This window comes from Achromobacter pestifer, assembly GCF_902859625.1.
GTDB lineage: Bacteria > Pseudomonadota > Gammaproteobacteria > Burkholderiales > Burkholderiaceae_B > Achromobacter > Achromobacter pestifer.
The window spans coordinates 66451-90274 of the sequence record NZ_CADIJX010000008.1 but is presented as its reverse complement, the minus strand read 5'-3'; the positions used below and the strand labels follow the sequence as shown (position 1 = coordinate 90274).

At 64.9% G+C, this 23824-nt stretch carries 20 protein-coding genes; 15 read left to right on the top strand and 5 right to left on the bottom strand.

All coding sequences use genetic code 11. The features are described from left to right. The first annotated feature begins 158 nt into the window (after positions 1 to 158). The 5 genes from azu to HV753_RS25305 all read left to right on the top strand — a co-directional run bounded on the left by azu (position 159) and on the right by HV753_RS25305 (position 5709). Positions 159 to 611, top strand: a complete 453-nt coding sequence (gene azu / locus HV753_RS25325) for an azurin (protein ID WP_175177344.1) — start codon at positions 159 to 161, stop codon at positions 609 to 611. A gap of 206 nt (positions 612 to 817) precedes the next feature. Next, entirely contained in the window at positions 818 to 1522 is a 705-nt protein-coding gene (locus HV753_RS25320) for an SDR family oxidoreductase (RefSeq protein ID WP_175177343.1), read from the top strand. Positions 1523 to 1623: 101 nt separating this feature from the next. Next, complete coding sequence (locus HV753_RS25315; RefSeq protein ID WP_175177342.1) at positions 1624 to 3138, top strand: DUF1800 domain-containing protein; 1515 nt, start codon at positions 1624 to 1626, stop codon at positions 3136 to 3138. After that, positions 3135 to 4511, top strand: coding sequence for a DUF1501 domain-containing protein (locus HV753_RS25310; RefSeq protein WP_175177341.1), 1377 nt, complete (start codon positions 3135 to 3137; stop codon positions 4509 to 4511). Before HV753_RS25315 ends, HV753_RS25310 begins: the two co-directional genes overlap by 4 nt. A 700-nt stretch (positions 4512 to 5211) precedes the next feature. Then, on the top strand, positions 5212 to 5709 hold the full coding sequence (locus tag HV753_RS25305) for an REP-associated tyrosine transposase (protein ID WP_175177340.1): 498 nt from the start codon (positions 5212 to 5214) through the stop codon (positions 5707 to 5709). Here the strand turns inward: HV753_RS25305 and HV753_RS25300 are convergent, their stop codons facing one another. After that, complete coding sequence (locus tag HV753_RS25300) at positions 5710 to 6681, bottom strand: tripartite tricarboxylate transporter substrate binding protein (RefSeq protein WP_175177339.1); 972 nt, start codon at positions 6679 to 6681, stop codon at positions 5710 to 5712. 138 nt (positions 6682 to 6819) lie between these two features. Continuing rightward, a complete protein-coding gene (locus HV753_RS25295; RefSeq protein WP_175177338.1) occupies positions 6820 to 7941 on the bottom strand; it encodes a 4-oxalomesaconate tautomerase in 1122 nt (373 codons plus the stop codon). Between the two features lie 61 nt (positions 7942 to 8002). Between HV753_RS25295 and HV753_RS25290 the strand changes: the two genes are divergently transcribed. From HV753_RS25290 to HV753_RS25270, 5 genes are all read left to right on the top strand, one after another. After that, on the top strand, positions 8003 to 8947 hold the full coding sequence (locus HV753_RS25290; protein WP_175177337.1) for a LysR family transcriptional regulator: 945 nt from the start codon (positions 8003 to 8005) through the stop codon (positions 8945 to 8947). Further along, a complete protein-coding gene (locus tag HV753_RS25285; RefSeq protein ID WP_175177336.1) occupies positions 8938 to 9402 on the top strand; it encodes a GNAT family N-acetyltransferase in 465 nt (154 codons plus the stop codon). Before HV753_RS25290 ends, HV753_RS25285 begins: the two co-directional genes overlap by 10 nt. A gap of 95 nt (positions 9403 to 9497) precedes the next feature. Next, positions 9498 to 9866 (top strand): COG4315 family predicted lipoprotein, encoded by a 369-nt coding sequence (locus HV753_RS25280; protein WP_175177335.1) that lies wholly within the window; start codon positions 9498 to 9500, stop codon positions 9864 to 9866. A 31-nt stretch (positions 9867 to 9897) separates the two neighbouring features. Further along, entirely contained in the window at positions 9898 to 10410 is a 513-nt protein-coding gene (locus HV753_RS25275) for an RNA polymerase sigma factor (RefSeq protein ID WP_175177334.1), read from the top strand. A 1-nt stretch (position 10411) separates the two neighbouring features. Continuing rightward, a complete protein-coding gene (locus tag HV753_RS25270; RefSeq protein WP_175177333.1) occupies positions 10412 to 11227 on the top strand; it encodes an anti-sigma factor family protein in 816 nt (271 codons plus the stop codon). Between the two features lie 372 nt (positions 11228 to 11599). Here HV753_RS25270 and HV753_RS25265 read toward each other — a convergent pair whose 3' ends face one another. From HV753_RS25265 to atzF, 3 genes are read right to left on the bottom strand one after another with little or no spacing between them, the layout of a single operon-like run. Beyond that, positions 11600 to 12331: a GntR family transcriptional regulator gene (locus HV753_RS25265; protein ID WP_175177332.1), complete on the bottom strand. Its 732-nt coding sequence runs from the start codon at positions 12329 to 12331 to the stop codon at positions 11600 to 11602. Then, positions 12328 to 15972, bottom strand: a complete 3645-nt coding sequence (gene uca / locus HV753_RS25260) for an urea carboxylase (RefSeq protein ID WP_175177331.1) — start codon at positions 15970 to 15972, stop codon at positions 12328 to 12330. The genes HV753_RS25265 and uca overlap by 4 nt, the downstream gene beginning before the upstream one ends. A 25-nt stretch (positions 15973 to 15997) precedes the next feature. Continuing rightward, positions 15998 to 17833, bottom strand: a complete 1836-nt coding sequence (atzF, locus tag HV753_RS25255; RefSeq protein ID WP_175177330.1) for an allophanate hydrolase — start codon at positions 17831 to 17833, stop codon at positions 15998 to 16000. Between the two features lie 372 nt (positions 17834 to 18205). Here atzF and urtA point away from each other — a divergent pair, with 372 nt between their 5' ends. The 5 genes from urtA to urtE are packed head-to-tail and all read left to right on the top strand — an operon-like array spanning position 18206 to position 23765. Continuing rightward, positions 18206 to 19459, top strand: coding sequence for an urea ABC transporter substrate-binding protein (gene urtA / locus HV753_RS25250; RefSeq protein WP_175177329.1), 1254 nt, complete (start codon positions 18206 to 18208; stop codon positions 19457 to 19459). Positions 19460 to 19473: 14 nt separating this feature from the next. Then, positions 19474 to 21105, top strand: a complete 1632-nt coding sequence (gene urtB, locus HV753_RS25245) for an urea ABC transporter permease subunit UrtB (protein WP_175177328.1) — start codon at positions 19474 to 19476, stop codon at positions 21103 to 21105. Then, the gene (gene urtC / locus HV753_RS25240; protein ID WP_175177327.1) at positions 21102 to 22229 is read left to right on the top strand and encodes an urea ABC transporter permease subunit UrtC; all 1128 of its coding nucleotides are present in this window, start codon (positions 21102 to 21104) and stop codon (positions 22227 to 22229) included. Before urtB ends, urtC begins: the two co-directional genes overlap by 4 nt. Then, the gene (gene urtD, locus HV753_RS25235; RefSeq protein ID WP_175177326.1) at positions 22226 to 23065 is read left to right on the top strand and encodes an urea ABC transporter ATP-binding protein UrtD; all 840 of its coding nucleotides are present in this window, start codon (positions 22226 to 22228) and stop codon (positions 23063 to 23065) included. Before urtC ends, urtD begins: the two co-directional genes overlap by 4 nt. Before the next feature lies 1 nt (position 23066). Then, the gene (gene urtE / locus HV753_RS25230; RefSeq protein ID WP_175177325.1) at positions 23067 to 23765 is read left to right on the top strand and encodes an urea ABC transporter ATP-binding subunit UrtE; all 699 of its coding nucleotides are present in this window, start codon (positions 23067 to 23069) and stop codon (positions 23763 to 23765) included. Positions 23766 to 23824 lie beyond the last annotated feature (59 nt).

Below are 23824 nucleotides of genomic sequence, written 5' to 3'. Positions count from 1 at the left end.
AGCGTAACTCAATGGCGGCCGCTTGCGTTCGGTCAAACCCCTGGCGGGCAGCCTTGCGCATTGCAGCGTACAGTAGGGCGAGAATGTCGTATCGCCCGTCCCCAGCGCACTGCGCGGGCCGGAAATTCCGTTCCCCTCGAAACATTGGAGGCATGAATATGGTGTTCAAGAAACTTTGCGTCGCGGCAGTCCTCGCCGTCGCGTCGGCCCCGGTCCTGGCCGCCGAGTGCTCGGTCGATATCGCTGGCAATGACCAGATGCAGTTCGACAAAAAGGAAATCACGGTCAGCAAAAGCTGCAAGCAGTTCACCGTGAACCTCAAGCACCCTGGCACCCTGGCCAAGAACGTCATGGGCCACAACTGGGTCCTGACCACCACCGCTGACATGCAGGGCGCGGTGAACGACGGCATGGCGGCTGGCCTGGACAACGACTACGTCAAGAAAGACGACGCCCGCGTCATCGCGCACACCAAGGTCATCGGTGGCGGCCAGACGGATTCCGTCACGTTCGACGTCAGCAAGCTTGCCGCCGGCACCGACTACACCTTCTTCTGCTCCTTCCCCGGCCACTTCGCGCTGATGAAGGGCACGCTGAAGCTGGTCGACTGATCTTCCGGGGCGGCACGCCGCCCCGCCGCTTGCCCGCACGGGCCCCGCGCCCCTGGTTCGCCAGGAGCGCGGGGCCCGTTTCCATTGATCGCGGCGCGCGCCTGCGCGCCTCCCAAAAGCGCCCCTGCCCGCGGCTCGGGAACCCCTGTCCATCGGCGAGCCTCCCCCTACAATGGCCGATTCCAAGAACATAGACAGGAGCAGGCATGAGCACGGAAAAAGTAGCGATCGTGACCGCGGGCGGCAGCGGCATGGGTGCGGCGGCGGCGCGCAAGCTGGCGGCCGACGGATACCGCGTGGCCATCTTGTCTTCGTCCGGCAAGGGCGAGACCCTGGCGCAGGAACTGGGTGGAATGGGCGTGACCGGCTCGAACCGTTCGCCTGAAGACCTGGCCCGGCTGGTGGAAGCCACCTTGCAAAAATGGGGCCGCGTGGATGCCGTGGTCAACAGCGCCGGCCATGGCCCCAAGGGCCCCTTGCTGGAAATCAGCGATGACGACTGGCATCTGGGCATGGAGTTCTATCTGCTCAACGTGGTGCGCATCACGCGCCTGGTCGCCCCGGTGATGAAGCAGCAGAAATCCGGCGCCATCGTCAATATCTCCACCTACGCCACCTTTGAACCCGAAGCGCTGTTCCCGACGTCTGGCGTGTTCCGCGCCGGGCTGGCCGCGTTCACCAAGGTGTTCTCGGACGAGTATGCCGAACACAATGTGCGGATGAACAATGTGTTGCCGGGTTTCATCGACAGCCTGCCCGAAAAAGATGACCGCCGCGTCCGCATCCCGATGGGCCGCTACGGCACCGCCGAGGAAGTGGCCGACCTGATCGCATTCCTGGCTTCCGATGCGTCGTCCTACATCACCGGCCAGAACATCCGCATCGACGGCGGCATCACTCGTTCGGTCTGAATCTCATACTTTTGAATTAATCCTCTCGTCCAAATGACGGTATTGAAGCCCGACAGGCGCTTTTAGTACCGTAGGTTTTCGCATTCGACGAGAGGATTGCGATGACTGTCACCCCGGGCCAGGCTTCGCGCTTTCTGGCGCAAGCCACCTTCGGGCCCACGCCGTCCCAGATTGACGCCGTGGTACGCGACGGCTATGCGGTCTGGCTGGACGCGCAGTTGGCCATGGCGCCTTCGCAGACTCATTTCGACTGGCTGCTGCAACAGAAGAAAAACACCGAAGCCTTCAAGGGCAACGGCATCAACGCGCCCCTGGAATCGACGTTGTGGCGCAAATTCATCAGCGCGGAAGACCAGGTGCGCACGCGGGTGGCGTTCGCGCTGTCCGAGATCTTCGTCGTGGGCGTGCAGTCGATCACGGCGTCATGGCCGCTGTTCGGCGCCGCAGGCTTCATGGACCTGCTGGCCGAACACGCACTGGGCAATTATCAGAACCTGCTGACGGCCGTCACCAAGAACCTGTCGATGGGTTGCATGCTGACCTATCGCGGCAACCGCAAGGAAGATCCGAAAACCGGGCGCCATCCTGACGAGAACTATGCCCGCGAGGTGATGCAGCTATTCAGCATTGGCCTGCTGCAACTTGAACCGGATGGCACGGTCAGGAAAACCGACGGGGTGCCGGCCGAGACCTACACCAATGCCGACGTGCAGGGGCTGGCCAAGGTCTTCACGGGTTGGGACATCAACGGGCCGGAAACCAATGTGGAATTCCACCGGCGTCCGATGGCGCTGAATAACGCGCTCCATTCGATGGCCGAAAAGCGCTTCCTGGGCGCCGTGATTCCGCCGGGCACGGACGGACATCTATCGCTGAAACGCGCCATGGATGTCATCTGCGCGCATCCGAACGTGGGGCCCTTCATCGGCACGCAACTGATCCAGCGGCTGGTGACCAGCAACCCCTCAGCCGCCTACATCGGCCGCGTGTCTGCGGTGTTCGATGACGACGGCGGCGGCACACGCGGCAATTTGAAGGCCGTCGTGCGCGCCATCCTGCTGGACCCCGAAGCCCGCAACCCCGATCTGAGCAACCCTGCCTGGGGCAAGGTGCGCGAACCCATTCTGCGCTTTTCCGGATGGGCACGGGCGTTCGGCGCCACGTCGACCAACGGCGAGTGGGCCATGCCCGACACGACGGACAACACCATCCGTTTGGCGCAGAGCCCCATGCGGTCGGCCACGGTGTTCAATTTCTTCCGTCCGCGTTACGCACCACCTGTCACGGAACTGGCCCGGCGGCATCTGGTGGCGCCTGAGTTGCAAATCACCGATGAAACCAGCATTGCCGGGTATCTGAACTTTCTGGCCATCTACGCAGACCGGGGCTGGGAAGACCTGCAAACCCGCTACGCGCCAGAAGTCGCCCTGGCCCATGACCCACAAGCACTGGTTGCGCGCGTCGTGCTGCTGTTGGCGGGTGATGCATTCAGCAAGCAGACCGCCGACGCCATCGCACAAGCCGTCGGCACCCTGCCAGCAGACCGGCCGCGCGACCGTGTGCGCGCCGCCATCCTGCTGGTCGCCGCCGCCCCCGAATATCTGGTGCAGAAATGACGCAATCCCACGAAGCCGGCCGCCGTGCCTTTCTGTTGCGTGCCTGCGCCTTGGGCGCCACTGGCGCCGCCACGCCGCTGGCGCTAAGCCTGGCGGCACTGGGCGCGGCCGCCGCGCAATCCGCGCCACCGTCGTACAAGGCGTTGGTCTGTGTGTTTCTGTACGGCGGCAACGATCCCTACAACACGCTGGTTCCCTTCGATGATGCGGCCTACCGCGCTTATGCCGCCGCGCGTGGCGATATTGCGCTGGCGCGCGATGCCCTGCATGCCACGGCGTTGCGCGGCAAGGAGTCCGCCGCTGGTGGTGCGCGGTTCGCGCTGGCGCCGGCGCTGGCGCCGCTGGCCCCCTTGTACGAGAGCGGCCAGATGGCGGCACTGCTGAATGTGGGGCCGCTGGTGGTGCCAACCACGAAGGCGGAATACATCAGCGCCCGTGTGCCCCTGCCACCCAAGCTGTTCTCCCATAACGACCAGCAATCGTATTGGCAGGCGCTGGCGCCGGAAGGCGCATCGTCGGGCTGGGCCGGACGGCTGACCGACCTGTTCACCAACGCCAATGCGCAACCCACGTTCACCGGCATCACTGCTGGCGGCAGCACAGTGCTGCTGGCGGGACGCAAGGTGGCGGGTTATCGGGTAGGCATCAACGGATCCACCCGGATCGATCTGCTGACCCGCGATATGTATGGCTCCAGCGCCTGCACCGCCTTGCTGCGGCAGTTGATCACGCAGCCGCGCGAGCATCTGATGGAACGTGAGTTGTCGCGCATGGCCGCGCAATCCATCACCGCCGATACCCAGCTGCGGGCGGCGTTGGCCAACGTGGCGGTGCCGGGCGATTTCAGTTCGCCATTGGCCCAGCAGCTGAAGATCGTGGCGCGCATCATTGGCGCCCGCCAGGCCCTGGGCGCGCGACGTCAGGTGTTCTTCGTGTCCCAGAACGGCTACGACAATCACACGGGCCTGAACGACACCCATCCCGCGCTGCTGCGGGAACTGGGGCAGTCGCTGGCGGCATTTCAGCAGGCGCTTTCGGCGATGGGCGTGGCGGAACAGGTCACGACGTTCACGGCGTCAGAGTTCGGCCGCACGCTGGGTTCCAACGGCAATGGTTCGGATCATGGTTGGGGCTCGCATCATCTGGTGCTGGGCGGTGCGGTCAACGGCGGCCGCTATTACGGGGTGCACCCGGAGATCGCCCTGGACGGCCCAGGATTCGTCGATAACGGGCGACTGCTGCCTACCTTGGCGGTGGATCAATTGGGTGCAGCGTTGGGGGGGTGGTTCGGGGCGGGAAGGGAGGAACTGGGGCTGGTGTTTCCGAATTTGAAGAATTTCGATGCGGAGGCGTTGAGGGGGGTGGTGGGGTGATGGGGCTTTTTGGGGGGGGATGATGGGTTGCGCGCGTTTTGGGGTGGGGTTCTTGTTGCGGTCGGCCGCGCGCTACACCCATCCTACGGGGCCTGGCTGGTGGGATGGCGTTGGGGGGTGATGGGTTGCGCGCGTTGTTGCGGTGGGGTTCTTGTTGTGGTTGGCCGCGCGCTACACCCATCCTACGGGGTCTGGCCGGTGGCGTGGGTGGGGTGATGGGTTGCGCGCTACACCCATCCTACGGGGCCTGGCTGGTGGGGTTGGGTGGGGTGATGGGTTGCGCGCGTTTTGGGGTGGGGTTCTTGTTGTGGTCGGCCGCGCGCTACACCCATCCTACGGGGTCTGGCTGGTGGGGTGGCATTTGGGTGGGGTGATGGGTTGCGCGCGTTGTGCGGTGGGGTTCTTGTTGCGGTGGACCGCGCGCTACACCCATCCTACGGGGCCTGGCTGGTGGCGTTGGGTGGGGTGATGGGTTGCGCGCGTTGCGCGGTGGGGTTCTTGTTGTGGTTGGCCGCGCGCTACACCCATCCTACGAACTGTAGGATGGGTGTAGCGCGCGGGGGGATAGGGCAAGAATTCCGCTGTGGCAGCGCGCGAAACCCATCAGGCCGCCGGCAAAAAAACCGTGCCCAATCCATCCCTCCCCCACCCCAGGACGCGTCCCTTTCTCCTAAGCTCAAATTTCACTTGGGAGAAAAGCATGACTTCTTACCGGCGTTTGTACATCCCGGGCGCCACCTATTTCTTTACCGTCGTGGCCCACTCACGTACCGGGCAGGACCTGACCGCTCATGCCGACCTGCTCAAGCGTTGCATACGGGCCGAGCAGCACATGGCGCCTTTCGCCATTCTGGCCGCCGTGCTGCTGCCGGACCACTTACATATGATCTGGCGGTTGCCTGCGGACGACGCCGACTATTCCACCCGTTGGCGCAGGATAAAGACGCGGTTTTCTCGCGCGCTTCCACGTGAAAGTCGCAACCTCGGTTCCAGTACCCGACGAAAAGGCGAACGGGGCATCTGGCAGCGGCGTTTCTGGGAGCACGCCATCCGTGATGAAGACGAACTCTCGTCCTGCATCCAATACGTCCACATGAACCCGATCAAGCACGGCTACGTCACGCAACCGGAAGCGTGGCCGCACACGACGTTTCACGCATGGACCAGACGCCAACCGATCCGAAACGCCGCGCACTGATCACCGTGCCGCCAATTGCCGCGACGCTGCCAACTGCTTCCATCGCGCTGCCTCGCTTTCCACGAACGAGCCCAATTCCGCGGGCGTGCTGCTACGCACTTCCGCGCCCTGCTCGCCTATTTTCTTCGCCACGGCCGGGTCCGCCAGCGCCTGGTTCAATGCCTTGTTCAAGGTCGCCACGATGGCCGGATCCGCCTTGGCCGGCGCGAAGATGGCGTACCACTGCGGCACGTCGACACCCGGTACGCCGGCTTCGGCCAAGGTGGGCAGATCTGGCAAGGCGGACGATCGGGTGGCGCCCGCCACCGCCAGCGCCTGGATCATGCCGGACTTCAGGTGCGGGTACACGCTGAACAGGCTGGGAAACATCACCTGCGTCGTGCCGGACAAGGTGTCCGTCAACGCAGGCGCCGATCCCCTGTACGGCACGTCCAGCATCTGCGCGCCGGTTGCCTGATTGAAGAGTTCACCCGCGATTGCAGGCGCCGTGCCCGCGCCTGCGGACGCGAAGCTTAAGGAATCAGGATGTTCGCGGCTGTATTTCACCAGGCCCGCGACGTCATGCACGGGGATGCGCGTAGACACGATCATGATCGTGGGGGAGTCGGCCACCATGCCAATGGGCGTGAAGTCCTTGACCGGGTCGTAGTTCAGTTTTTGCAAGGCGGGGTTGATGCCATGCGTGCCGATATAACCCAGCATCAATGTGTAGCCGTCGGCCGGTTGGCGCGCAACGTAGTCCGATGCGATGGCGCCCTGCGCGCCCGGCTTGTTCACGACGATGACGGTCTGGCCCAGCAATTCACCAACTTTCTGGCCAACCACGCGCGCCAGCACATCGTTGCCGCCGCCCGCGGCAGTGGGCACGATCAACGTGATCGCTCGTTCGGGATAGGCGGCCTGCGCAGTGCCAGCGGCCAGCGCCAGCAACAGGGCAGCGGCGCAGGCTGACTTTATGGAATGGTGTTTCATGGTTTGTCTCCGGGTGATGGATCGTCGTGGGTTGCGGGCCTCTTGGCGGGCCGCTTCGACGGTAGGGAAATAGCGGGATGATTGGGCGCTTCGGGCTGAACAATCAGACGGATTCAATGCCTCTTGGTGGTTCGTCCCCTAGGCGACCGCGCGCGCGGCCGTCGCGCCAGCCAGGACATAGTGGCCAGGCACGTAAAGCAGTCCTTTCATGATCTTGCGCGCGGTACGCATCAAACCGGCGGCACGCACGACACCGCTGGCAGGGTCAAGTTCAACGTCGATGCTCATGGCCCCCGAGGGATGTTCAATGCGCACGGTGCGGTAGCCGGCTTGCACGGCCGGGCCGCCACAGGCATGTGCCACCGTGCCGGGCATGAGGAAGGCGCTGGCGACGCCCACCGCGCCCGTCGCAGCATGCGCCCGATGGCAGGCGCGCGGCGTGAAATAGCGCGAACGCAGCGCCAACGGCCCAGCGCCAACGGCATCAACCGGAGCCAGCAGAACGGGCTTGGGAATGACACTGTTCGACACATCGCCCAGCCCCATGCGGGCGCCTGCCTGGATTCGGATGCGCTCCATGCGGGCCAGCAGGCCTGCGTTACCGTCCAGTTGGGCGGGGGTTTCATCACCACGCAGACCGAAATCGCTGGCGCACATCAGCACCATCGGCATGGCGGCGTCGATCAAGGTGACGGCGACTCCGTCCACCTGCTCCTGCCGGCATCCCGTGGGGAACAGCTTGCCCGTGACCGCGCCCCAGGCATCCAGGAAATTCAGCCGGACAGGCGCCGCCGCGCCCTCCACGCCGTCGATGCGGGCATCGCCTTCATAGGTCAGCCGGCCGCCGGGCGTCTGCACCACGGCCTCGATCACTGCGCCGGTGTTGACGTTGTGCACCCGTACCGGGGTCACGCCGTGGCGGGCGGGGACCAGGCCTTCGTCAATGGCGAACGGCGCTGCGCCCGACAACATGTTGCCGCAATTGGGCCGGGTATCGACCGTGGCGCGGTCCACCGAGACCTGCGCGAACAGGTAGTCGATGTCGCAATCGGGACGGGTCGATCGCGACACGATGGCCACTTTGCTGGTCAGCGTGTTGCCGCCGCCCAGGCCGTCAACCTGCAAGGCGTGGGGCGAGCCCATGGCGATCAGCAGCAGCCGATCGCGTTCGGCGGGGTCGGCCGGCAGCCAGTCGCCCAGGAAGAAGGGGCCGCGCGACGTGCCGCCGCGCATCAGTACGCAAGGGATTACGGTTTCCATGGAAGCCATTCTGCGTCGACCCGGCTATTATTTGAATTGCAACTTACGGATGGATTAATGCATGGCACGCATCAATTTCGATTTGCAGGAATTGCAGGCCTTCGTGGCCGTGGCCGAGCGCGCCAGCTTCCGCGCCGCCGCGGAAGACCTGCACCTGTCGCAGCCTGCGCTCAGCCGCCGCATCGATAAGCTGGAGAGTCTGCTGGGCGCGCGCCTGCTGGAGCGCACCACGCGGCGCGTGGCCTTGACCCAGGTCGGGCGGGTGTTTCTAGAGCGGGCGCGCACCGCCATCGATGAACTGGAAAGCGCCGTGCTCAGCATCGGGGACCTGGCGGTGCAGCGCGGCGGCCTGGTGACCGTGGCCTGCGTCCCCTCGGTGGCGTATTACTTCCTGCCTTCCGTGATCCGGGACTACGCCGAACGCTTTCCGCGCATCCGCGTGCGCATCATCGACGAGACCGCCAATACCGTGCTGAACAGCGTCGTGACCGGGCGGGCCGACTTCGGCATCAGTTTCTTTGGCACCCAGGAACCCGACGTGGATTTCAAGGCGGTGCTGCGCGAGGATTTCGTGCTGGCGGTGCGCCGCGACCATCCGCTGGCCAGCCGCCGCAGCGTGTCCTGGGAAGCCCTGTCCCAGGAACGTTTCATGACGGTGGCCAAGGAAAGCGGCAACCGCCTGCTGATCGACGATGCGCTGGCCAAGAGCGGTAAGCGCACCGTCAGCGCCTTTGAAGTCAGCCACGTCATGACGCTGCTTGGCCTGGTGGAAGCCGGCCTGGGCGTGGCGGCCGTGCCGCAACTGGCCATGCCGCTGGGCGGCCACGCCACCTTGACCAGCGTCAAGCTGGAGCATCCCCGCGTGACCCGCACCCTGGGCCTGATCGCGCGTCGCGGCCGGCCACTGGCGCCGGCGGCGCAACAGCTTTATAACTTGATCCATCAGGCCGGCAAGACCGCCAGACGCAAACCCGCTTCCTCCATCGCCCCTACCCCATGTCCCTGACTCACACCCTGGCGTTGCAACCCGCCACCGACGACGACCTGCCCTTCCTGCTGTCACTGCGCAAGTCCACCATGCAGGAGCATCTGCAACGGGCCGGCGCACCGCTGGACGACGAGCACCATCTGGCCCGCATTCATTACCACTTCGACGATGCCCAGATCGTCTGGCTGGACGGCCGCCCCGCCGGTTTGTTCAAGCATTACCGCGACCCGGCCGGCTGGCGCATCGTGCAGATTCAGATTGATCCCGCTTTCCAGGGCCAGGGGCTGGGTCGCCGCCTGCTGGAAGGCGTACTGGACCAGGCGGATGCGGAGGGCGCTCCCGTCACCCTGAGCGTGCTGAAAGGCAACCCCGCCCAACGGCTCTATGAATCGTTGGGCTTCACCCCCGTCGAGGAGACCCCGCTGGAATATGAAATGCGTTACGAGCCCGGCGCTGTCCGGCCGGTCGGCTGACCTTTTGCAAATTCTCTTGGCCGGGCGGGAATAAACCCGCAACGGCCGGCGTCTGTAGAGGGCAGTCCCCCACTTTCCTATCTACGAGGCACAACATGCGCAATCACATCGCCGCCGCTCTGGTTCTCGGTTCCGCCGCCCTGTTCTCGGCCGGCGCCCACGCCCAGGCCGTCAAAACCCAGGATGGCATCCTGGTCAACAGCGCGGGCATGACGCTCTACACCTTCGACAAGGACACCGCAGGCAAAAGCGCCTGCAACGACCAGTGCGCCAAGGCCTGGCCCCCGGTCACCGCCGCCGCCGATGCCAAACCCATGGGCGACCTGACCATCATTACCCGTGACGACGGCTCCAAGCAATGGGCCCACAAGGGCAAGCCTGTCTACCTGTTCGCCAAGGACACGAAGCCGGGCGACAAGACGGGCGACAACTTCAAGGATGTCTGGCACGTCATCAAGCCCTGAAGCGGCCTGACCCGAGCATCCGTTTCAAACCATGCGCGCCGAAGACGAAGCCCTGATCCTGGCCTGCATCCCCAGCCTGCGGCGTTACGCCCGGGGGCTGACGGGTGACCTTCACCGGGCCGACGACCTGGTTCAGGACACGCTGGAGCGCGCATGGAGCCGCTATTCGCGATGGCAACGGCGCGGCGAACTCCGCGCCTGGATGTTCGGCATCATGCATAACCATTTCATCGACGGCGTGCGCGCCAACAATCGGCGGGCGGATCAAACCGCCACGGGCGACATGCCCGACGTGCCGGTGCGCGCCACGCAGACCGACCACCTGGAGGTGCGCGACCTGGACCGCTGCCTGCAAGCCCTGCCGGCCGAGCAGCGGGAAGTGCTGTTGCTGATTTGCGTGGAAGACCTGTCCTACCAGGAAACCGCCCAGGTGCTGGGCGTGCCCGCCGGCACGGTCATGTCCCGGCTGTCGCGTGCCCGTGAAAAACTGGGTGCGCTGATGCAGGGGCGCGACACGGTCAGCCGGCTGCATCGCGTGAAATGATATGAACGACAAACACCTCCATCCAGTTCCCAACACGGGCACCCCCATCACCGAAGCCGATCTGCATGCTTATGCGGACGGCCAGCTTTCCCCTGCCCGCCACGCCGAAGTCGATGCCTTCCTGACGACGCATCCGCAGGATCAGGCCCGCGTCCACGATTGGCAGGCGCAACGCCGCGCGCTGCACGCTCTGTTGGACCCGGTGCTGGACGAACCGCTGCCGCTGCGCCTACCGCTGACGGCTCCTGCCCGTCATTTTCCGTGGCGTGGCGTGGCCGCCAGCGTGGTGATCGCCGCGATCAGCGCCAGCGCCGCCTGGATGACCCGCGGCGCGATGGATGCCCGCCATTTGCAGACCGTGTTGGCCACCGCCAGCCCGGATCGCGCGGCCGGCGGCTACGCCCAGCGCGCCGCCATCGCCCATGCCGTCTATGCGCCCGACATGGGGCGCCCCGTTGAGGTCAGCGCCGACAATGAAAAAGGCCTGGTCACCTGGCTGACCAAACGCATGGGCGCACCGGTACGTGCGCCGTCGTTGTCGCAGGTAGGCTATGAATTGGTGGGCGGCCGCCTGTTGCCAGGCGGCGCGGGACCGGTGGCGCTTTTCATGTACGGCGCGGCGGACGGACAACGGCTGACGCTTTATGTCACCCGCGAGGCCACAGGCGAACAAAACGCCTTTCAATTCACACAGGAAGGCCCCGTCCGCGTTTTTTATTGGGTCGAAGGGCAGTTCGGTTATGCCTTGTCAGGCGCGGTCAGCCGGGACGAACTACAGAGAGTGTCGCAAGAGGTTTATAAGCAGTTGCAGGGGTGAGGGTGAGGGTGAGGGTGAGGGTGAGGGTGAGGGTGAGGGTGATGGGGTGATGGGGTGACTGGGTGATGGGGTGACTGGGTGACGGGGTGACGGGGTGGCGGGCTGATGGGCTGATGGGCTGGCGGGCTCTGGCGGGCTGATCGGGTGACGGGCTGGCGGGCTGATCGGGTGATGGGTTGACGGACTGATGGGCTGACGGGCTGGCGGGTTAATGGGGTGATGGGCTGATGGGTTGCGCGCGTTGACCAGGGATTTTTTTCTTCAGAGTTTCTCGCGCTTCACCCATCCTACGAGGGACAGTCGTGCCTTGTAGGATGGGTGAAGCGCGGGATGCCATGAACATGAACGCGATTCTTCAGCGCGCGCAACCCATCATGCCCCTCCCCTCTCACGCGCCTCATGCAGCATATGCAGCGTGATCTTGCGCACCTCGGCCTTGCTCATGTCGATGTGCGAGCGCAGCATGCGCGCCGCCTCGTCGCTGCGCCGGGCCAACACGGCGCGCAGGATCGCGGCGTGTTCGTCGTAAGTCGCGTCCACGCGGAAATCCTTGGTGAAATCCAGCCGCCGCACAATGCGGATCTTCTCGGTGACGTCCCGGTGGATTTGCGCCATCTCCGGATTGCCGGCGGCCGCCACCAGCGAGCAATGGAACGCCTCGTCCAGCTGAGCCACCAGCCGGCCGTCCAGGATGCGCTGGGGCGGCGGCACTAGCCACACGTCCGTCAACGCGCCCAGCATGCCGGTTTCATCCATGTTTTCACGCACACACAGCTTATCCACAGCCGCCTGCTCCAGCACCACGCGCACGTCGTACAGTGCCTCGAAACGTTCAAAGTCAAACGGCCTTACCTGCCAGCCGCTGCGTGGCCGAGCCAGCACGAATCCTTCGCGCTCCAATCGGACCAGGCCCAGCCGCACCGGCGTGCGGCTGACTCCCAGCCGCGCCACCAGGTCGGCTTCGGTGAAGCGTTCACCCGGCAGCATGCGAAAGTCGAACAGGTCGTCCTTGATGCGCTGGTAGACCTGATCGGCCAGCGATCCCGCCAGCGCCGGCGCCTGCCGCATGGCCGGGCTGACTTGAACGGATTCCAGACGCATCATCCGGCCACGGGGCAGGTGGCGTCTTCAGCCAGCACAATCAGCGGATCGCCCGCGTTGACGGGCTTGCCCGGCACGCAGCGAATCGCAGTGACGATGCCGGAGGCAGGCGCGATGACGGACAGTTCCATCTTCATGGCCTCGACAACGACCAGCGTGTCGCCAGCGGATACGCTCTGCCCCACCTGGACCGGAATCTTCCAGACGTTGCCGCACATATCCGCGCTGACCAGCCGTTCGCCTTCGCGCAGCGCAACGTCGGCTTCGGATTCCAATTCGGCGGCCGCGGACTCCACCACCACATCCTCGGTTTTCCACAGGGCCACCTCGGCGTCGAACGCACTTTTCTGACGAGTCTGGAAGACCGCGATGCTGTCTGCCTGTTCCGCCAGAAAGCGTTGATGCGCGGCGAAGTCGAACACTTCTTCCTCGATGCGAACCGTGGCCCGGCCTTCGCGGAAGTCTTCGCGCAGCACGTCCAGTTCGGCTTCCGTCACCGGGTAGAAACGCACTTGATCGAAGAAGCGCAGCAGCCAGGGCTTGCCTTCCTGAAACACGGGGTTCTTCAGGAATTTGTTCCAGATCGGCAAGGTGCGGCCGACCAACTGATAGCCGCCAGGCGAATCCATGCCATAGATGCACATGTAGACGCCGCCGATCCCCACCGTGCCTTCGGCCGTGAACGTGCGCGCGGGGTTGTACTTGGAGGTCAGCAGGCGATGGCGCGGATCGATCGGCACCGCGCAAGGCGCCCCCAGATAAACGTCGCCCAGGCCCATGATCAGGTAGCTGGCGTCGAACACAATATTCCGGACGTCGTTGCGACTGCCCAGGCCATTGATGCGCTGGATGAAGTCCACATTGTTCGGCAGCCACGGCGCGTTGGCGCGCACGGTTTCCTGATAGCGCTGCACGGCGCCCAGCGTGGCCGAGTCCTCGAAGGCCATCGGCAGATAGACAACGCGCGTGGGAACTTTCAGCGTGGCGACATCGGCCAGGCTTTCCTCGATTTTCAGCAAGCGGGCAATCAGCGCGCCTTGCAGGATCAACCGGCTGTCGTAACGGATCTGCAACGACCGCACGCCCGGCGACAACTCCTGCACGCCAGCAATGGGCGCGGCGTTCAGGGCTTCCATCAGCAGATGGATACGCATGCGCAACGCCAAGTCCAGCACGTTGTCGCCATACTCCAGCAACAGGTAGCCGTCACCGGCTTGGCGGTACGACACGGAGGGACGCGCCCCTGCGGCGGGCAAGGCTGCGATGATGGTTTCGGACACCGTGGCCGGCACCGCTGATGGTTCGGTGGCGGCGGGCGCCACCGTCGACAAGGCCGCAACGCTTTGATCCTGAGCGGCCTCCAGTGCAACGGCCTGCGGATAATCGATACGCACAAAGCGGATGCGGTCACCCGGCTTGACCTGCCCCACCTTCCATAGCTCGGCGCGTGCGATGGTAACCGGGCAGACGAAGCCGCCCAGGCTGGGGCCGTCCCGCGTCAAGATGACGGGGCTGTCGCCCGTGAAATTGATGCTGCCGATGGCGTATTCGCAGTCATGAATGTTTGAGGGATGCAGTCCCGCTTCGCCACCATTCTCACGCGCCCACGTCGGCTTGGGGCCGATCAGGCGCACGCCCAGCCGGTTGGAGTTGTAGTGCACCTCCCAGTCGGCCGAGAAAAAGGTGTCCATGGATTCAGGCTGGAAAAAGTCCGGTGCGCCATGGGGGCCGTACAGCACCCCGATTTCCCAGGTGTTGCCATACACGGGAATCAAGTCCGCCGCGGCTGCCTGCGGTTCCGCCACGGGCGGGGTTGCCGCACTGCCGGCAAGTTCGGGGCGCACGACCGGCAGCATGTCACCGACGCGCAGCGTGCGACCGGCATGTCCGCCGAACTGCCCCAACGCGAAGGTCGACCGGCTGCCCAGATAGACCGGGACGTCCAGGCCGTTGCGCACGGCCAGGTAGCTGCGGCAGCCCGACAGCGCGCGGCCGGTGGCCAGCACCTGCCCCGAACGCACGGCAATGGGCTGCCACATCGGCACCGGCTCGCCGTCCAGCGTGGCAGCGCACTCGGCGCCCGTCAACGCCACGATGGCGTCGCCATGAAAACGCAGCGTGGGACCGATCAGCGTGGCTTCGATGCCTGCGGCATCCGGCGCGTTGCCGACAATGCGGTTGGCCACGCGAAAAGCGTAGTCGTCCATCGGGCCAGACGGCGGCACGCCGATGTCCCAATAGCCCGCGCGCCCGGGATAGTCCTGCACGCTGGTATAGGTTCCGGCTTGCACCACTTCAATCGCGGCAGGCCGGTAAGCGAAGCTTTCCAGGAAGCGCGTGGACAACTTGCCGGCGCGAAAGCGTTCATCGGCGACGATCTGGCGCAGGTAGTCCAGATTGGTGGCGATGCCGTGCAGCCGCGTGCGCGCCAACGCATCCGCCAGCTTGTCCAACGCGGCCTCCCGCGTTTCGGCATGCACGATCAGCTTGGCCAGCATGGGGTCATAGAACGCCGGCACCTCGGTGCCGGTGGCCACCCAGCCGTCCACCCGCACGCCTTCCGGGAACGACACCTCGGTCAGCACGCCAGGAGACGGCTGAAACTGGCGCAGCGGATCTTCAGCGTACAGCCGCACTTCGATCGATGCGCCCTGCGGCGCGCGCGACATGGCGGCGTAGTCCAGCGGTTCGCCCGCCGCCACGCGCAGCATGCATTCCACCAGGTCCAGGCCGGTGACGGCTTCGGTGACCGGGTGTTCGACTTGCAAGCGCGTGTTGACCTCCAGGAAATAGAAGCTGTCGCGAGCCGGGTCGTAGATGAATTCCACCGTCCCTGCCGAACGATAGTTCACGGATTCACCCAGTTGCACGGCAGCCGCCAGCAAGGCGGCGCGCGTGGCGGCAGGCAGCAGCGGCGCCGGCGTTTCCTCGATGACTTTCTGGTTGCGCCGCTGCACCGAGCAATCGCGTTCGCCCAGCGCCAGCACACGTCCCGCGCCGTCGCCAAAGATCTGCACCTCCACATGCCGTGCGTTGTCCACATAGCGTTCGATGAACGCGCCACCATCGCGGAAGAAGTGTTCACCCATGCGCTGCACGCTGTCGAACGCGACGGTCAGTTCGGCTTCGTTCTCGCAACGCGACAAGCCAATGCCTCCGCCTCCCGCCGTGCTCTTGAGCATGACCGGATAGCCGATGCGCTCGGCCTGGGACAGCGCTTCGCCCAGGCTGGCCAGCAGGCCCGTTCCGGGCGTCATGGGCACGCCGGCTTCGGCGGCCAGTTCGCGCGACCGGTGCTTCAGGCCGAACTCGCGGATCTGCAAAGGCGTCGGGCCGACGAAAGCGATGCCCGCCGCTTCGCAGGCATCGGCGAACTCCGCGCTTTCAGACAAAAACCCATAGCCCGGATAGATGGCCTGCGCGCCGTGTTCGCGCGCAGCCGCCAGCAACAGGTCCATGCGCAGATAGCTGTCGGCGGCTTTCTCGCCGCCCAGCGCGACGGCCACATCGGCTTCGCGCACATGCGCGGCGTTGCGGTCAGGGTCGGAATACACCGCCACGCTGCGAATACCCAACCGCTTGAGGGTGCGGATGGCGCGAACGGCGATTTCGCCACGATTGGCAATCAGAACGGTATCGAACACGATGCGGCTCCCAGGGGTCTGGCGGTTATCGGGGGGTGGCGTTCAGGCTGGCGATATATGCGCGCCAGCCGCCGAAGGCGGTGATGTCCCGCGCGCCGTTCAGGCCGCGCGGCTCGCAAATGAATCCCTTGACCTGGCGGCCGTCCTCAAGCTCCAAGGTGCCTATGCCCAGCGGCGCGGGAATCTCGGCGACGAAGGCGCCAAACGCCGTCACCGGCACGTCCCACAACTCGACATCGATGGGTGCGCCGGATTCGGACTTCACAAGCCCTGGCTTGGGTGGTGTGGTGTTGGCCAGGGCGTACAGCCGGTAGTCGGCGGCCGTGCGCGTTTTCTCGGCCAACACCGCGTGGCGCGACGTCAGTTGATGATTCAGCGGCATGCCCGTCAGATGCGCGCCCACCACCGCCACGCGCACGGTATCGGCAGGCATGCGGCCAACAGCGATACCCGCGGGCAAGGGTGCCCCGGTGGCGCCCAGGGGCAAGCCTCGCTGCGCCTGCCAAAGCTTGCCGAACTGCGCCAGCGCGCGGTCCTGCCACGCCAAGCCGATCAGCGTGATGCCTGAAGGCAGGCCATCCGCACGCATGCCCGCGGGAAGCGCCAGCGCCGACAGGTCGGCCAGGTTGGCAAAGTTGGTGTACTGCCCCAAACGCGAATTCAACGTGACCGGATCGGCTTCCAGCTGGGCGATGGTGTAGATGGACGGCGAGGTCGGCACGACCAGCGCGTCGAATCCCGCCAACGCCTGATGGATCTGGCGCGTCAGTTCGGCACGGCGGTATTCGGCCTTGAAAGCGTCCAGCGCGCTGTAGCCGGCGGCCTGCTCCACGATGCCGCGCACCACAGGATGAATGACCTGCGGCGCGGTTTTCCACAACGATTCCACAGCGGCAAAGCGCTCGGCCACCCACGGGCCTTGATACAGCAGCGCAGCCAGTTCATTGAACGGCGTGAAGTCAATGGTTTCGACTTCAGCGCCGGTGGCCTGCAACGCGCGCACGGCGTCATCGAACACGGCGGCCGCTTGCGCGTCGCCAAAGAACTCCAGCGTGGCGGGCACCGCCAGCTTGGGCGCCTGGGGCCACGGCAGCGACGCGCCGGCCGGCATGGCGCGCGAATAGGGATCGCGCTCGTCAAAGCCGCTCGCTACGTCTGCGACGAGTTCCGCATCATTCACCGTCAAGGCAAAGATGGACACGCAATCCAGCGTGCGGCAAGCAGGCACCACGCCTACGGTGCTAAGCCAGCCCTTGGTCGGCTTCAGGCCGACGATGTTGTTGAAGCCTGCTGGCACGCGGCCGGACCCCGCCGTATCGGTACCCAACGAGAACGCCGCCAAGCCGCGCGCCACCACCGACGCCGACCCGGAACTGGACCCCCCGCTCACGTAGTCGGGGTTGAAGGTGTTGGCCACGGCGCCATGCGGTGACCGTGTGCCCACCAGCCCGGTGGCGAACTGGTCCAGATTGGTCTTGCCAACCAGAATGGCGCCGGCCGCGCGCAGGCGCTGCACGACGGTCGCATCCTCGCCCGGGGTATAGGCGAACTCCGGGCATGCCGCGGTGGTGGGCCAGCCAGCGGCGTCGATGTTGTCCTTGATGGCGAATGGCACGCCGTACAACGGCAGGCGAGCCATGTCGCCGCCCGCCGCCGCCAGCATCAGCCTCAGCCCATCCAATTGCTCATCAAGCGTGGCGCGATCCACTCGTCGTATCCAGGCGTTGTCGCCGGAATCATCAGGCGCGGCGGCGTAATCCGCCAACAGCGTTTCGGGCTGAGCCCCGCCTTCGCGGTAGGCGTCCTGCCATTGCGCAATCGTCCAACCGGCAAGGGGCTTCTGCGTTGCTGCGGCATTCATGCTGGAATCCTTTCTTGTATACAAGTACGGATTCCCAAGCAATCGCCGTGCCATGTTGGCCGGCTTTTTCATTTCCCCTCTGACAGTCCAGACAGGACCGGGCCGAACCGGCTTCCCGGATGGCATCGGTCCTGCTCAGCCCGCACCGCAAACGGGCAAGCCACGCACCTGTTTTGTGCACGCGGCACTGTTTTGATTCCGGCCCGCGTGCCGCGCGCCGGCCTCACGCATTCGCGTAAACACCCCCTCTCCATACGGTGGCATGCGGCCCCGAAGACACTTGGCACGCCTTTTGCTTTGAAGTCCAGGTTGTCGGGTGTTGTTCAGATCGTTCCTGTCGGCCAAGCCGGCACATTCCATCCAGGAGTCACCATGAAACGCAGACTAGCCCTTAAGCAACTGACCGCCGTGAGCCTGTTGGCCATGTCGGGTTGGATGCCGCAGGTATTCGCCGCCGAAGACACCATCAAAGTCGGCATCCTGCATTCCCTGTCGGGCACGATGGCCATCTCGGAAACGTCGCTGAAGGACGTTGCGCTGATGACCATCGACGAGATCAACGCCAACGGCGGCGTGATGGGCAAGAAGCTGGAAGCCGTGATCGTGGACCCCGCATCGAACTGGCCGCTGTTTGCCGAGAAGTCACGCCAGCTGTTGTCGCAAGACAAGGTCGCCGTGGTCTTCGGCTGCTGGACCTCGGTGTCGCGCAAGTCGGTGCTGCCGGTGTTCAAGGAATTGAACGGCCTGCTCTTCTACCCCGTGCAATATGAAGGCGAAGAGCTGGAGAAGAACGTGTTCTACACGGGCGCCGCGCCCAACCAGCAGGCCATCCCCGCCGTGGAATACCTGATGAGCGAAGACGGCGGTGGCGCCAAGCGTTTCGTGCTGCTGGGAACCGACTACGTATACCCGCGCACCACCAACAAGATCCTGCGCGCGTTCCTGCATTCCAAGGGCGTCAAGGACAGCGACATCGACGAGGTCTACACGCCCTTCGGCCATTCCGATTATCAGACCATCGTGGCCAACATCAAGAAGTTCGCCACGGGCGGCAAGACGGCCGTCATTTCCACCATCAACGGCGACTCGAACGTGCCGTTCTACAAGGAACTGGGCAACGCCGGCCTGAAGGCCACCGACGTTCCCGTCGTGGCGTTCTCGGTGGGTGAAGAGGAACTGCGCGGCGTGGACGCCAAGCCGCTGGTGGGCCACCTGGCGGCCTGGAACTACTTCGAATCGATCAAGAATCCGGTCAATGAGGAATTCATCAAGAAGTGGAAGGCCTACGCAAAGGCCAAGAACCTGCCCAACTCCAGCACGGTCGTGACGAACGATCCGATGGAGGCCACCTACATCGGCATCCACATGTGGAAGCAGGCCGTCGAACAAGCCAAGACCACCGACGTGGACAAGGTGATCGCGGCCATGGGCGGCCAGAAGTTCAATGCGCCTGATGGCTACACCATCGAAATGGACAAGACCAACCACCACCTGCACAAGCCGGTCTATATCGGCGAAATCAAGGCGGACGGCCAGTTCAACGTGGTGTGGAAGAGCAAGGGCCCGATCCGCGCCCAGCCCTGGAGCCCGTACATCCCGGGCAACGAAAGCAAGCAAGGCCTTTAAGCGGAACAGCAGCCATGCACATCGCGGCAATCGCACACTTCCTGCGTCGTTCACTGCTTGCATGGCTGCTTGCCATGCCGCTGCTGGCCGCCCCCGCGGCGGCAACCGGCGTGGATCCGGCGTTGCTGGCGCCGCTGACCGGCGACGACACCGACGCCAAGCTGCAAGCGATTGCCGCGCTGGGCCAATTGCCTGAACCCAACGCGGCCGCCGTCTTGCAGGCGCTGGGCAATGACCAGCTCTATGCAACGGCCGACGGCCGCGTGCTGATCGGCACCGGTGGCTCACGCGCCACCGATCCCGTGACGGGCGCCGCCGTCGAGCTGCCTTCTGGCAGCGGCACCGTCACCATCAACAACCGCCTGCGCCGCGCCATCGAAGCCGCGCTGGCAGGATCCCGCCTGTTTTCCGACAAGCCCGGCGAACGCCTGGACGCCGCGCGCCGGTTGCAGCAGACGGGCGACCCCGCCCGCCTGCCCATGCTTGAGAAAGCGTTGGCGTCCGAAAAGAACGAAGCCGTGCGCGATGCGTTGCTGATCGCACAGGCCAATCTGGAATTGAAAAGCACCGACCCCGCCAAGCGGCGTCACGCCGTGGATCTGCTGGGCAGTACCCGCAACGCCGCCTTCCGCCCCACCCTGGCCGCGTTGACGCAAGCGCGCGAGGACGTCTACGCCGAACCCGATGCCGGCGTGCGCGAGGCCGCCGCCAATGCACTCAAGCAGATCGACCGCCATCTGGCCACGATCGAGTGGGCGGGCAACCTGTTCTACGGGATCAGCCTGGGCAGCGTGCTGTTGCTGGCGGCGCTGGGCCTGGCCATCACCTTCGGACTGATGGGCGTCATCAACATGGCGCATGGTGAACTGCTGATGATCGGCGCCTATGTCACCTACGTGGTGCAGACGCTGTTCCGCGCCTGGCTGCCAGGTTGGCTGGACTGGTATGTGGTGGCCGCGTTGCCCCTGGCCTTCGTCGTCACCGCATTGGTGGGCATGGCGCTGGAACGCACGGTCATCCGATGGCTTTACGGCCGCCCGCTGGAAACGCTGCTGGCCACCTGGGGCATCAGCCTGATGCTGATGCAGGGCGTGCGCACCCTGTTTGGCGCGCAGAACGTGGAAGTGGGCAACCCTAGCTGGATGTCAGGCGGCATCACCGTGCTGGGCGGTCTGGTCCTGACCTACAACCGGCTGGTCATCATCGCCTTCGCCTTCTTCGTCGTGTTCCTGGTGTGGGTGCTGCTGAACCATACGCGGCTTGGCCTGTTCGTGCGGGCCATCACGCAGAACCGCCGCATGGCCGATTGCGTGGGCGTGCCGACCGGGCGCGTGGACATGCTGGCCTTCGGCCTGGGCTCGGGCATCGCGGGGCTGGCCGGCGTGGCGTTGTCCCAGCTGGGCAACGTGGGCCCAGACCTGGGCCGTGGCTACATCGTTGATTCCTTCATGGTGGTGGTGCTGGGTGGCGTGGGCCAGCTTGCCGGCACCGTCATCGCCGCGTTGGGCCTGGGCGGCGTCAACAAATTCCTGGAACCCTATGCGGGCGCCGTCATGGCCAAGATCACCATCCTGGTGCTCATCGTGCTGATTGTCCAAAAACGGCCGCAAGGCCTGTTCGCCCCTCGCGGCCGGAGCGTTGAATGAAACAGACCGCGCTGACCGATCTGAACCTGCTGGCCCGCCGCCCCCTGTTCTCGGGCCGGATATGGACGGCGCTGGCCGTGGGCGTCGCACTGCTGGCGCTGCTGCCCCTGTTGAATCTGGTATTTCCTCCAGGCCATGCGCTGCACGTGTCGGCCTATGCCGTGGCGCTGCTGGGCAAGTTCATGTGCTATGCGCTGGCCGCGCTGGCCTTGGACCTGGTGTGGGGCTACGCCGGCATCCTGTCTCTGGGCCATGGCCTGTTCTTCGCGCTGGGAGGCTATGCGCACGGCATGTACCTGATGCGCGCCATCGGCCGTGATGGCGTCTACCAAAGCAACCTGCCCGACTTCATGGTGTTCCTGGATTGGAAGCAGTACCCCTGGTATTGGTCCTTCACCGAACACTTCTGGTACGCCATGTTGCTGGTGGTGCTGGTGCCGGGCGTATTGGCCTTCGTGTTCGGCTACTTCGCCTTCCGCTCGCGTATCAAGGGCGTGTACTTTTCGATCATCACGCAGGCGCTGACCTTCGCGGCGATGCTGCTGTTCTTTCGCAACGACACGGGCTTCGGCGGCAATAACGGCTTCACGGACTTCAAGCGGATTCTTGGCTTTGACATCACGGCGCCGGGCACCCGCGCCGCGCTGTACTGGACGACGCTGGCGGCGCTTGCCGGGGCCTTGATCCTGGCGCGCGCGGTCACGCAATCCAAGCTGGGCCACGTGCTGACGGCGGTGCGCGATGCCGAAAGCCGGCTGCGCTTCATTGGCTACGATCCGCTGGGATTCAAATTGTTCGTATGGACCTTGTCGGCCGTTCTGTGCGGTATCGCGGGTGCGCTGTACGTGCCGCAGGTGGGCATCATCAATCCCAGCGAGATGTCCACCGAGACCTCCATCGAAATGGTGATCTGGGTGGCCACTGGCGGACGCGGCACCTTGATCGGCCCCATCATCGGCGCCGGCGCGGTCAACGGCCTGAAGACCTGGTTCACCAGCGTGCTGCCCGAGTTCTGGCTGTATGCGCTGGGCCTGATCTTCGTATTGGTGACGCTGTTCCTGCCGACCGGCATCGTTGGCCTGGCCCGTCGTATCGCAGCCCGCTTCCAGGAGAACAAGGCATGACCAGCACGCACTCCGAATCCGCCATGCTGGATGGCGGCCCCAGCGGCGATGCGGGCTATGGCCGCGTCAGCCCCAAGGGCCTGGACACCAGCCACGGCGCCATCCTGTACCTGGAAGGCATCACCGTCAGCTTCGACGGTTTCAAGGCGTTGAACGACCTGACGCTGGACATCGGCGTGGGCGAACTGCGCTGCATCATCGGGCCCAATGGCGCGGGCAAGACCACGATGATGGACGTCATCACCGGCAAGACCCGGCCCACCACGGGCACCGCCTTTTTCGGGCAGAGCATTGATCTGACGACGTTGAGCGAAGCGCAGATCGCGCACGCCGGCATCGGCCGCAAGTTCCAGCGCCCCACGGTGTTCGAGCAGCACACCGTTTTCGAGAATCTGGAACTGGCGATGAAGACGGACAAGCGCGTGCGTCCCACCTTGTTCTCGCGTCTGACGGGCGAACAGGCCGACAAGATCGGCGAAACGCTGGATCTGATCCGCCTGCGGCCAGAGGCGTGGCGCCCGGCCGGTCTGCTGTCGCATGGACAGAAGCAGTGGCTGGAGATAGGCATGCTGCTGATGCAGGAGCCGCAATTGCTGCTGCTGGACGAGCCGGTGGCGGGCATGACCGACGCCGAGACCGAACGCACGGGGGAACTGCTGAACGAACTACGCGGGCGGCATTCGCTGATGGTGGTGGAACACGATATGGACTTCGTCAACCAGATCGCGGGTGACGGCAAGGTGACGGTGTTGCATGAAGGTTCCGTACTGGCCGAAGGGCCAATGAGCAAGGTACAGGCCGACCCGCGCGTGATCGAAGTCTATCTGGGGCGCTGAGATGCTGGACGTAAGCACGATCAACCAATACTACGGTGGCAGCCATACGCTGCGCGGCGTATCGCTGTCGGTGCGCCAAGGGGAATGCCTGGCGCTGCTGGGCCGTAACGGCGTGGGCAAGACGACGCTGCTGAAATGCGTGATGGGCGTATTACCCGTCGCCAGCGGCAATATCGCCTTTGACGGGGCCGACATCACCCGGCTCGCGCCGCACCAACGCGCCGCGCGCGGGATGGCCTATGTGCCCCAAGGCCGCGACATCTTCGCCCGGCTGACGGTGGAAGAGAACATCCTGATGGGCATGGCGACCAAGCCCGCCGCGCGCGCGCGCCGCATCAAGGAAGAAGTGTTCGAGCTGTTCCCCGTGCTTAAAAGCATGTTGTCGCGGCGCGGCGGCGACTTGTCCGGCGGGCAGCAGCAACAACTGGCCATCGCGCGGGCACTGGTGGCCGAACCCAAGCTGATCATTCTGGACGAGCCCACCGAAGGCATCCAGCCGTCGATCATCAAGGACATCGCCCGGGTGATCCACATGCTGCGGCAACGCGGTGACATTGCCATCCTGCTGTGCGAGCAATACTTCGATTTCGCCCGTGAGCTGGCGGACCAATTCGTGGTGCTGTCGCGCGGCGAAGTCGTGGCCAGCGGCGACCGTGGCGCCATCGACGGAGAAGACGTGCGCCGTCATCTGTCCGTCTGACGCGCCCATCCTCATGCGCGGGCATGTAGGCATGCCGGAATATTGCGTGCGGATCCTCG

Excerpts from the sequence above, each read along its gene's own strand:
- azu (WP_175177344.1), top strand. The coding sequence starts at position 159 with ATGGTGTTCAAGAAACTTTGCGTCGCGGCAGTCCTCGCCGTCGCGTCG.
- HV753_RS25320 (WP_175177343.1), top strand. The coding sequence starts at position 818 with ATGAGCACGGAAAAAGTAGCGATCGTGACCGCGGGCGGCAGCGGCATG.
- HV753_RS25315 (WP_175177342.1), top strand. The coding sequence starts at position 1,624 with ATGACTGTCACCCCGGGCCAGGCTTCGCGCTTTCTGGCGCAAGCCACC.
- HV753_RS25310 (WP_175177341.1), top strand. The coding sequence starts at position 3,135 with ATGACGCAATCCCACGAAGCCGGCCGCCGTGCCTTTCTGTTGCGTGCC.
- HV753_RS25305 (WP_175177340.1), top strand. The coding sequence starts at position 5,212 with ATGACTTCTTACCGGCGTTTGTACATCCCGGGCGCCACCTATTTCTTT.
- HV753_RS25300 (WP_175177339.1), bottom strand. The coding sequence starts at position 6,681 with ATGAAACACCATTCCATAAAGTCAGCCTGCGCCGCTGCCCTGTTGCTG.
- HV753_RS25295 (WP_175177338.1), bottom strand. The coding sequence starts at position 7,941 with ATGGAAACCGTAATCCCTTGCGTACTGATGCGCGGCGGCACGTCGCGC.
- HV753_RS25290 (WP_175177337.1), top strand. The coding sequence starts at position 8,003 with ATGGCACGCATCAATTTCGATTTGCAGGAATTGCAGGCCTTCGTGGCC.
- HV753_RS25285 (WP_175177336.1), top strand. The coding sequence starts at position 8,938 with ATGTCCCTGACTCACACCCTGGCGTTGCAACCCGCCACCGACGACGAC.
- HV753_RS25280 (WP_175177335.1), top strand. The coding sequence starts at position 9,498 with ATGCGCAATCACATCGCCGCCGCTCTGGTTCTCGGTTCCGCCGCCCTG.
- HV753_RS25275 (WP_175177334.1), top strand. The coding sequence starts at position 9,898 with ATGCGCGCCGAAGACGAAGCCCTGATCCTGGCCTGCATCCCCAGCCTG.
- HV753_RS25270 (WP_175177333.1), top strand. The coding sequence starts at position 10,412 with ATGAACGACAAACACCTCCATCCAGTTCCCAACACGGGCACCCCCATC.
- HV753_RS25265 (WP_175177332.1), bottom strand. The coding sequence starts at position 12,331 with ATGATGCGTCTGGAATCCGTTCAAGTCAGCCCGGCCATGCGGCAGGCG.
- atzF (WP_175177330.1), bottom strand. The coding sequence starts at position 17,833 with ATGAATGCCGCAGCAACGCAGAAGCCCCTTGCCGGTTGGACGATTGCG.
- urtA (WP_175177329.1), top strand. The coding sequence starts at position 18,206 with ATGAAACGCAGACTAGCCCTTAAGCAACTGACCGCCGTGAGCCTGTTG.
- urtB (WP_175177328.1), top strand. The coding sequence starts at position 19,474 with ATGCACATCGCGGCAATCGCACACTTCCTGCGTCGTTCACTGCTTGCA.
- urtC (WP_175177327.1), top strand. The coding sequence starts at position 21,102 with ATGAAACAGACCGCGCTGACCGATCTGAACCTGCTGGCCCGCCGCCCC.
- urtD (WP_175177326.1), top strand. The coding sequence starts at position 22,226 with ATGACCAGCACGCACTCCGAATCCGCCATGCTGGATGGCGGCCCCAGC.
- urtE (WP_175177325.1), top strand. The coding sequence starts at position 23,067 with ATGCTGGACGTAAGCACGATCAACCAATACTACGGTGGCAGCCATACG.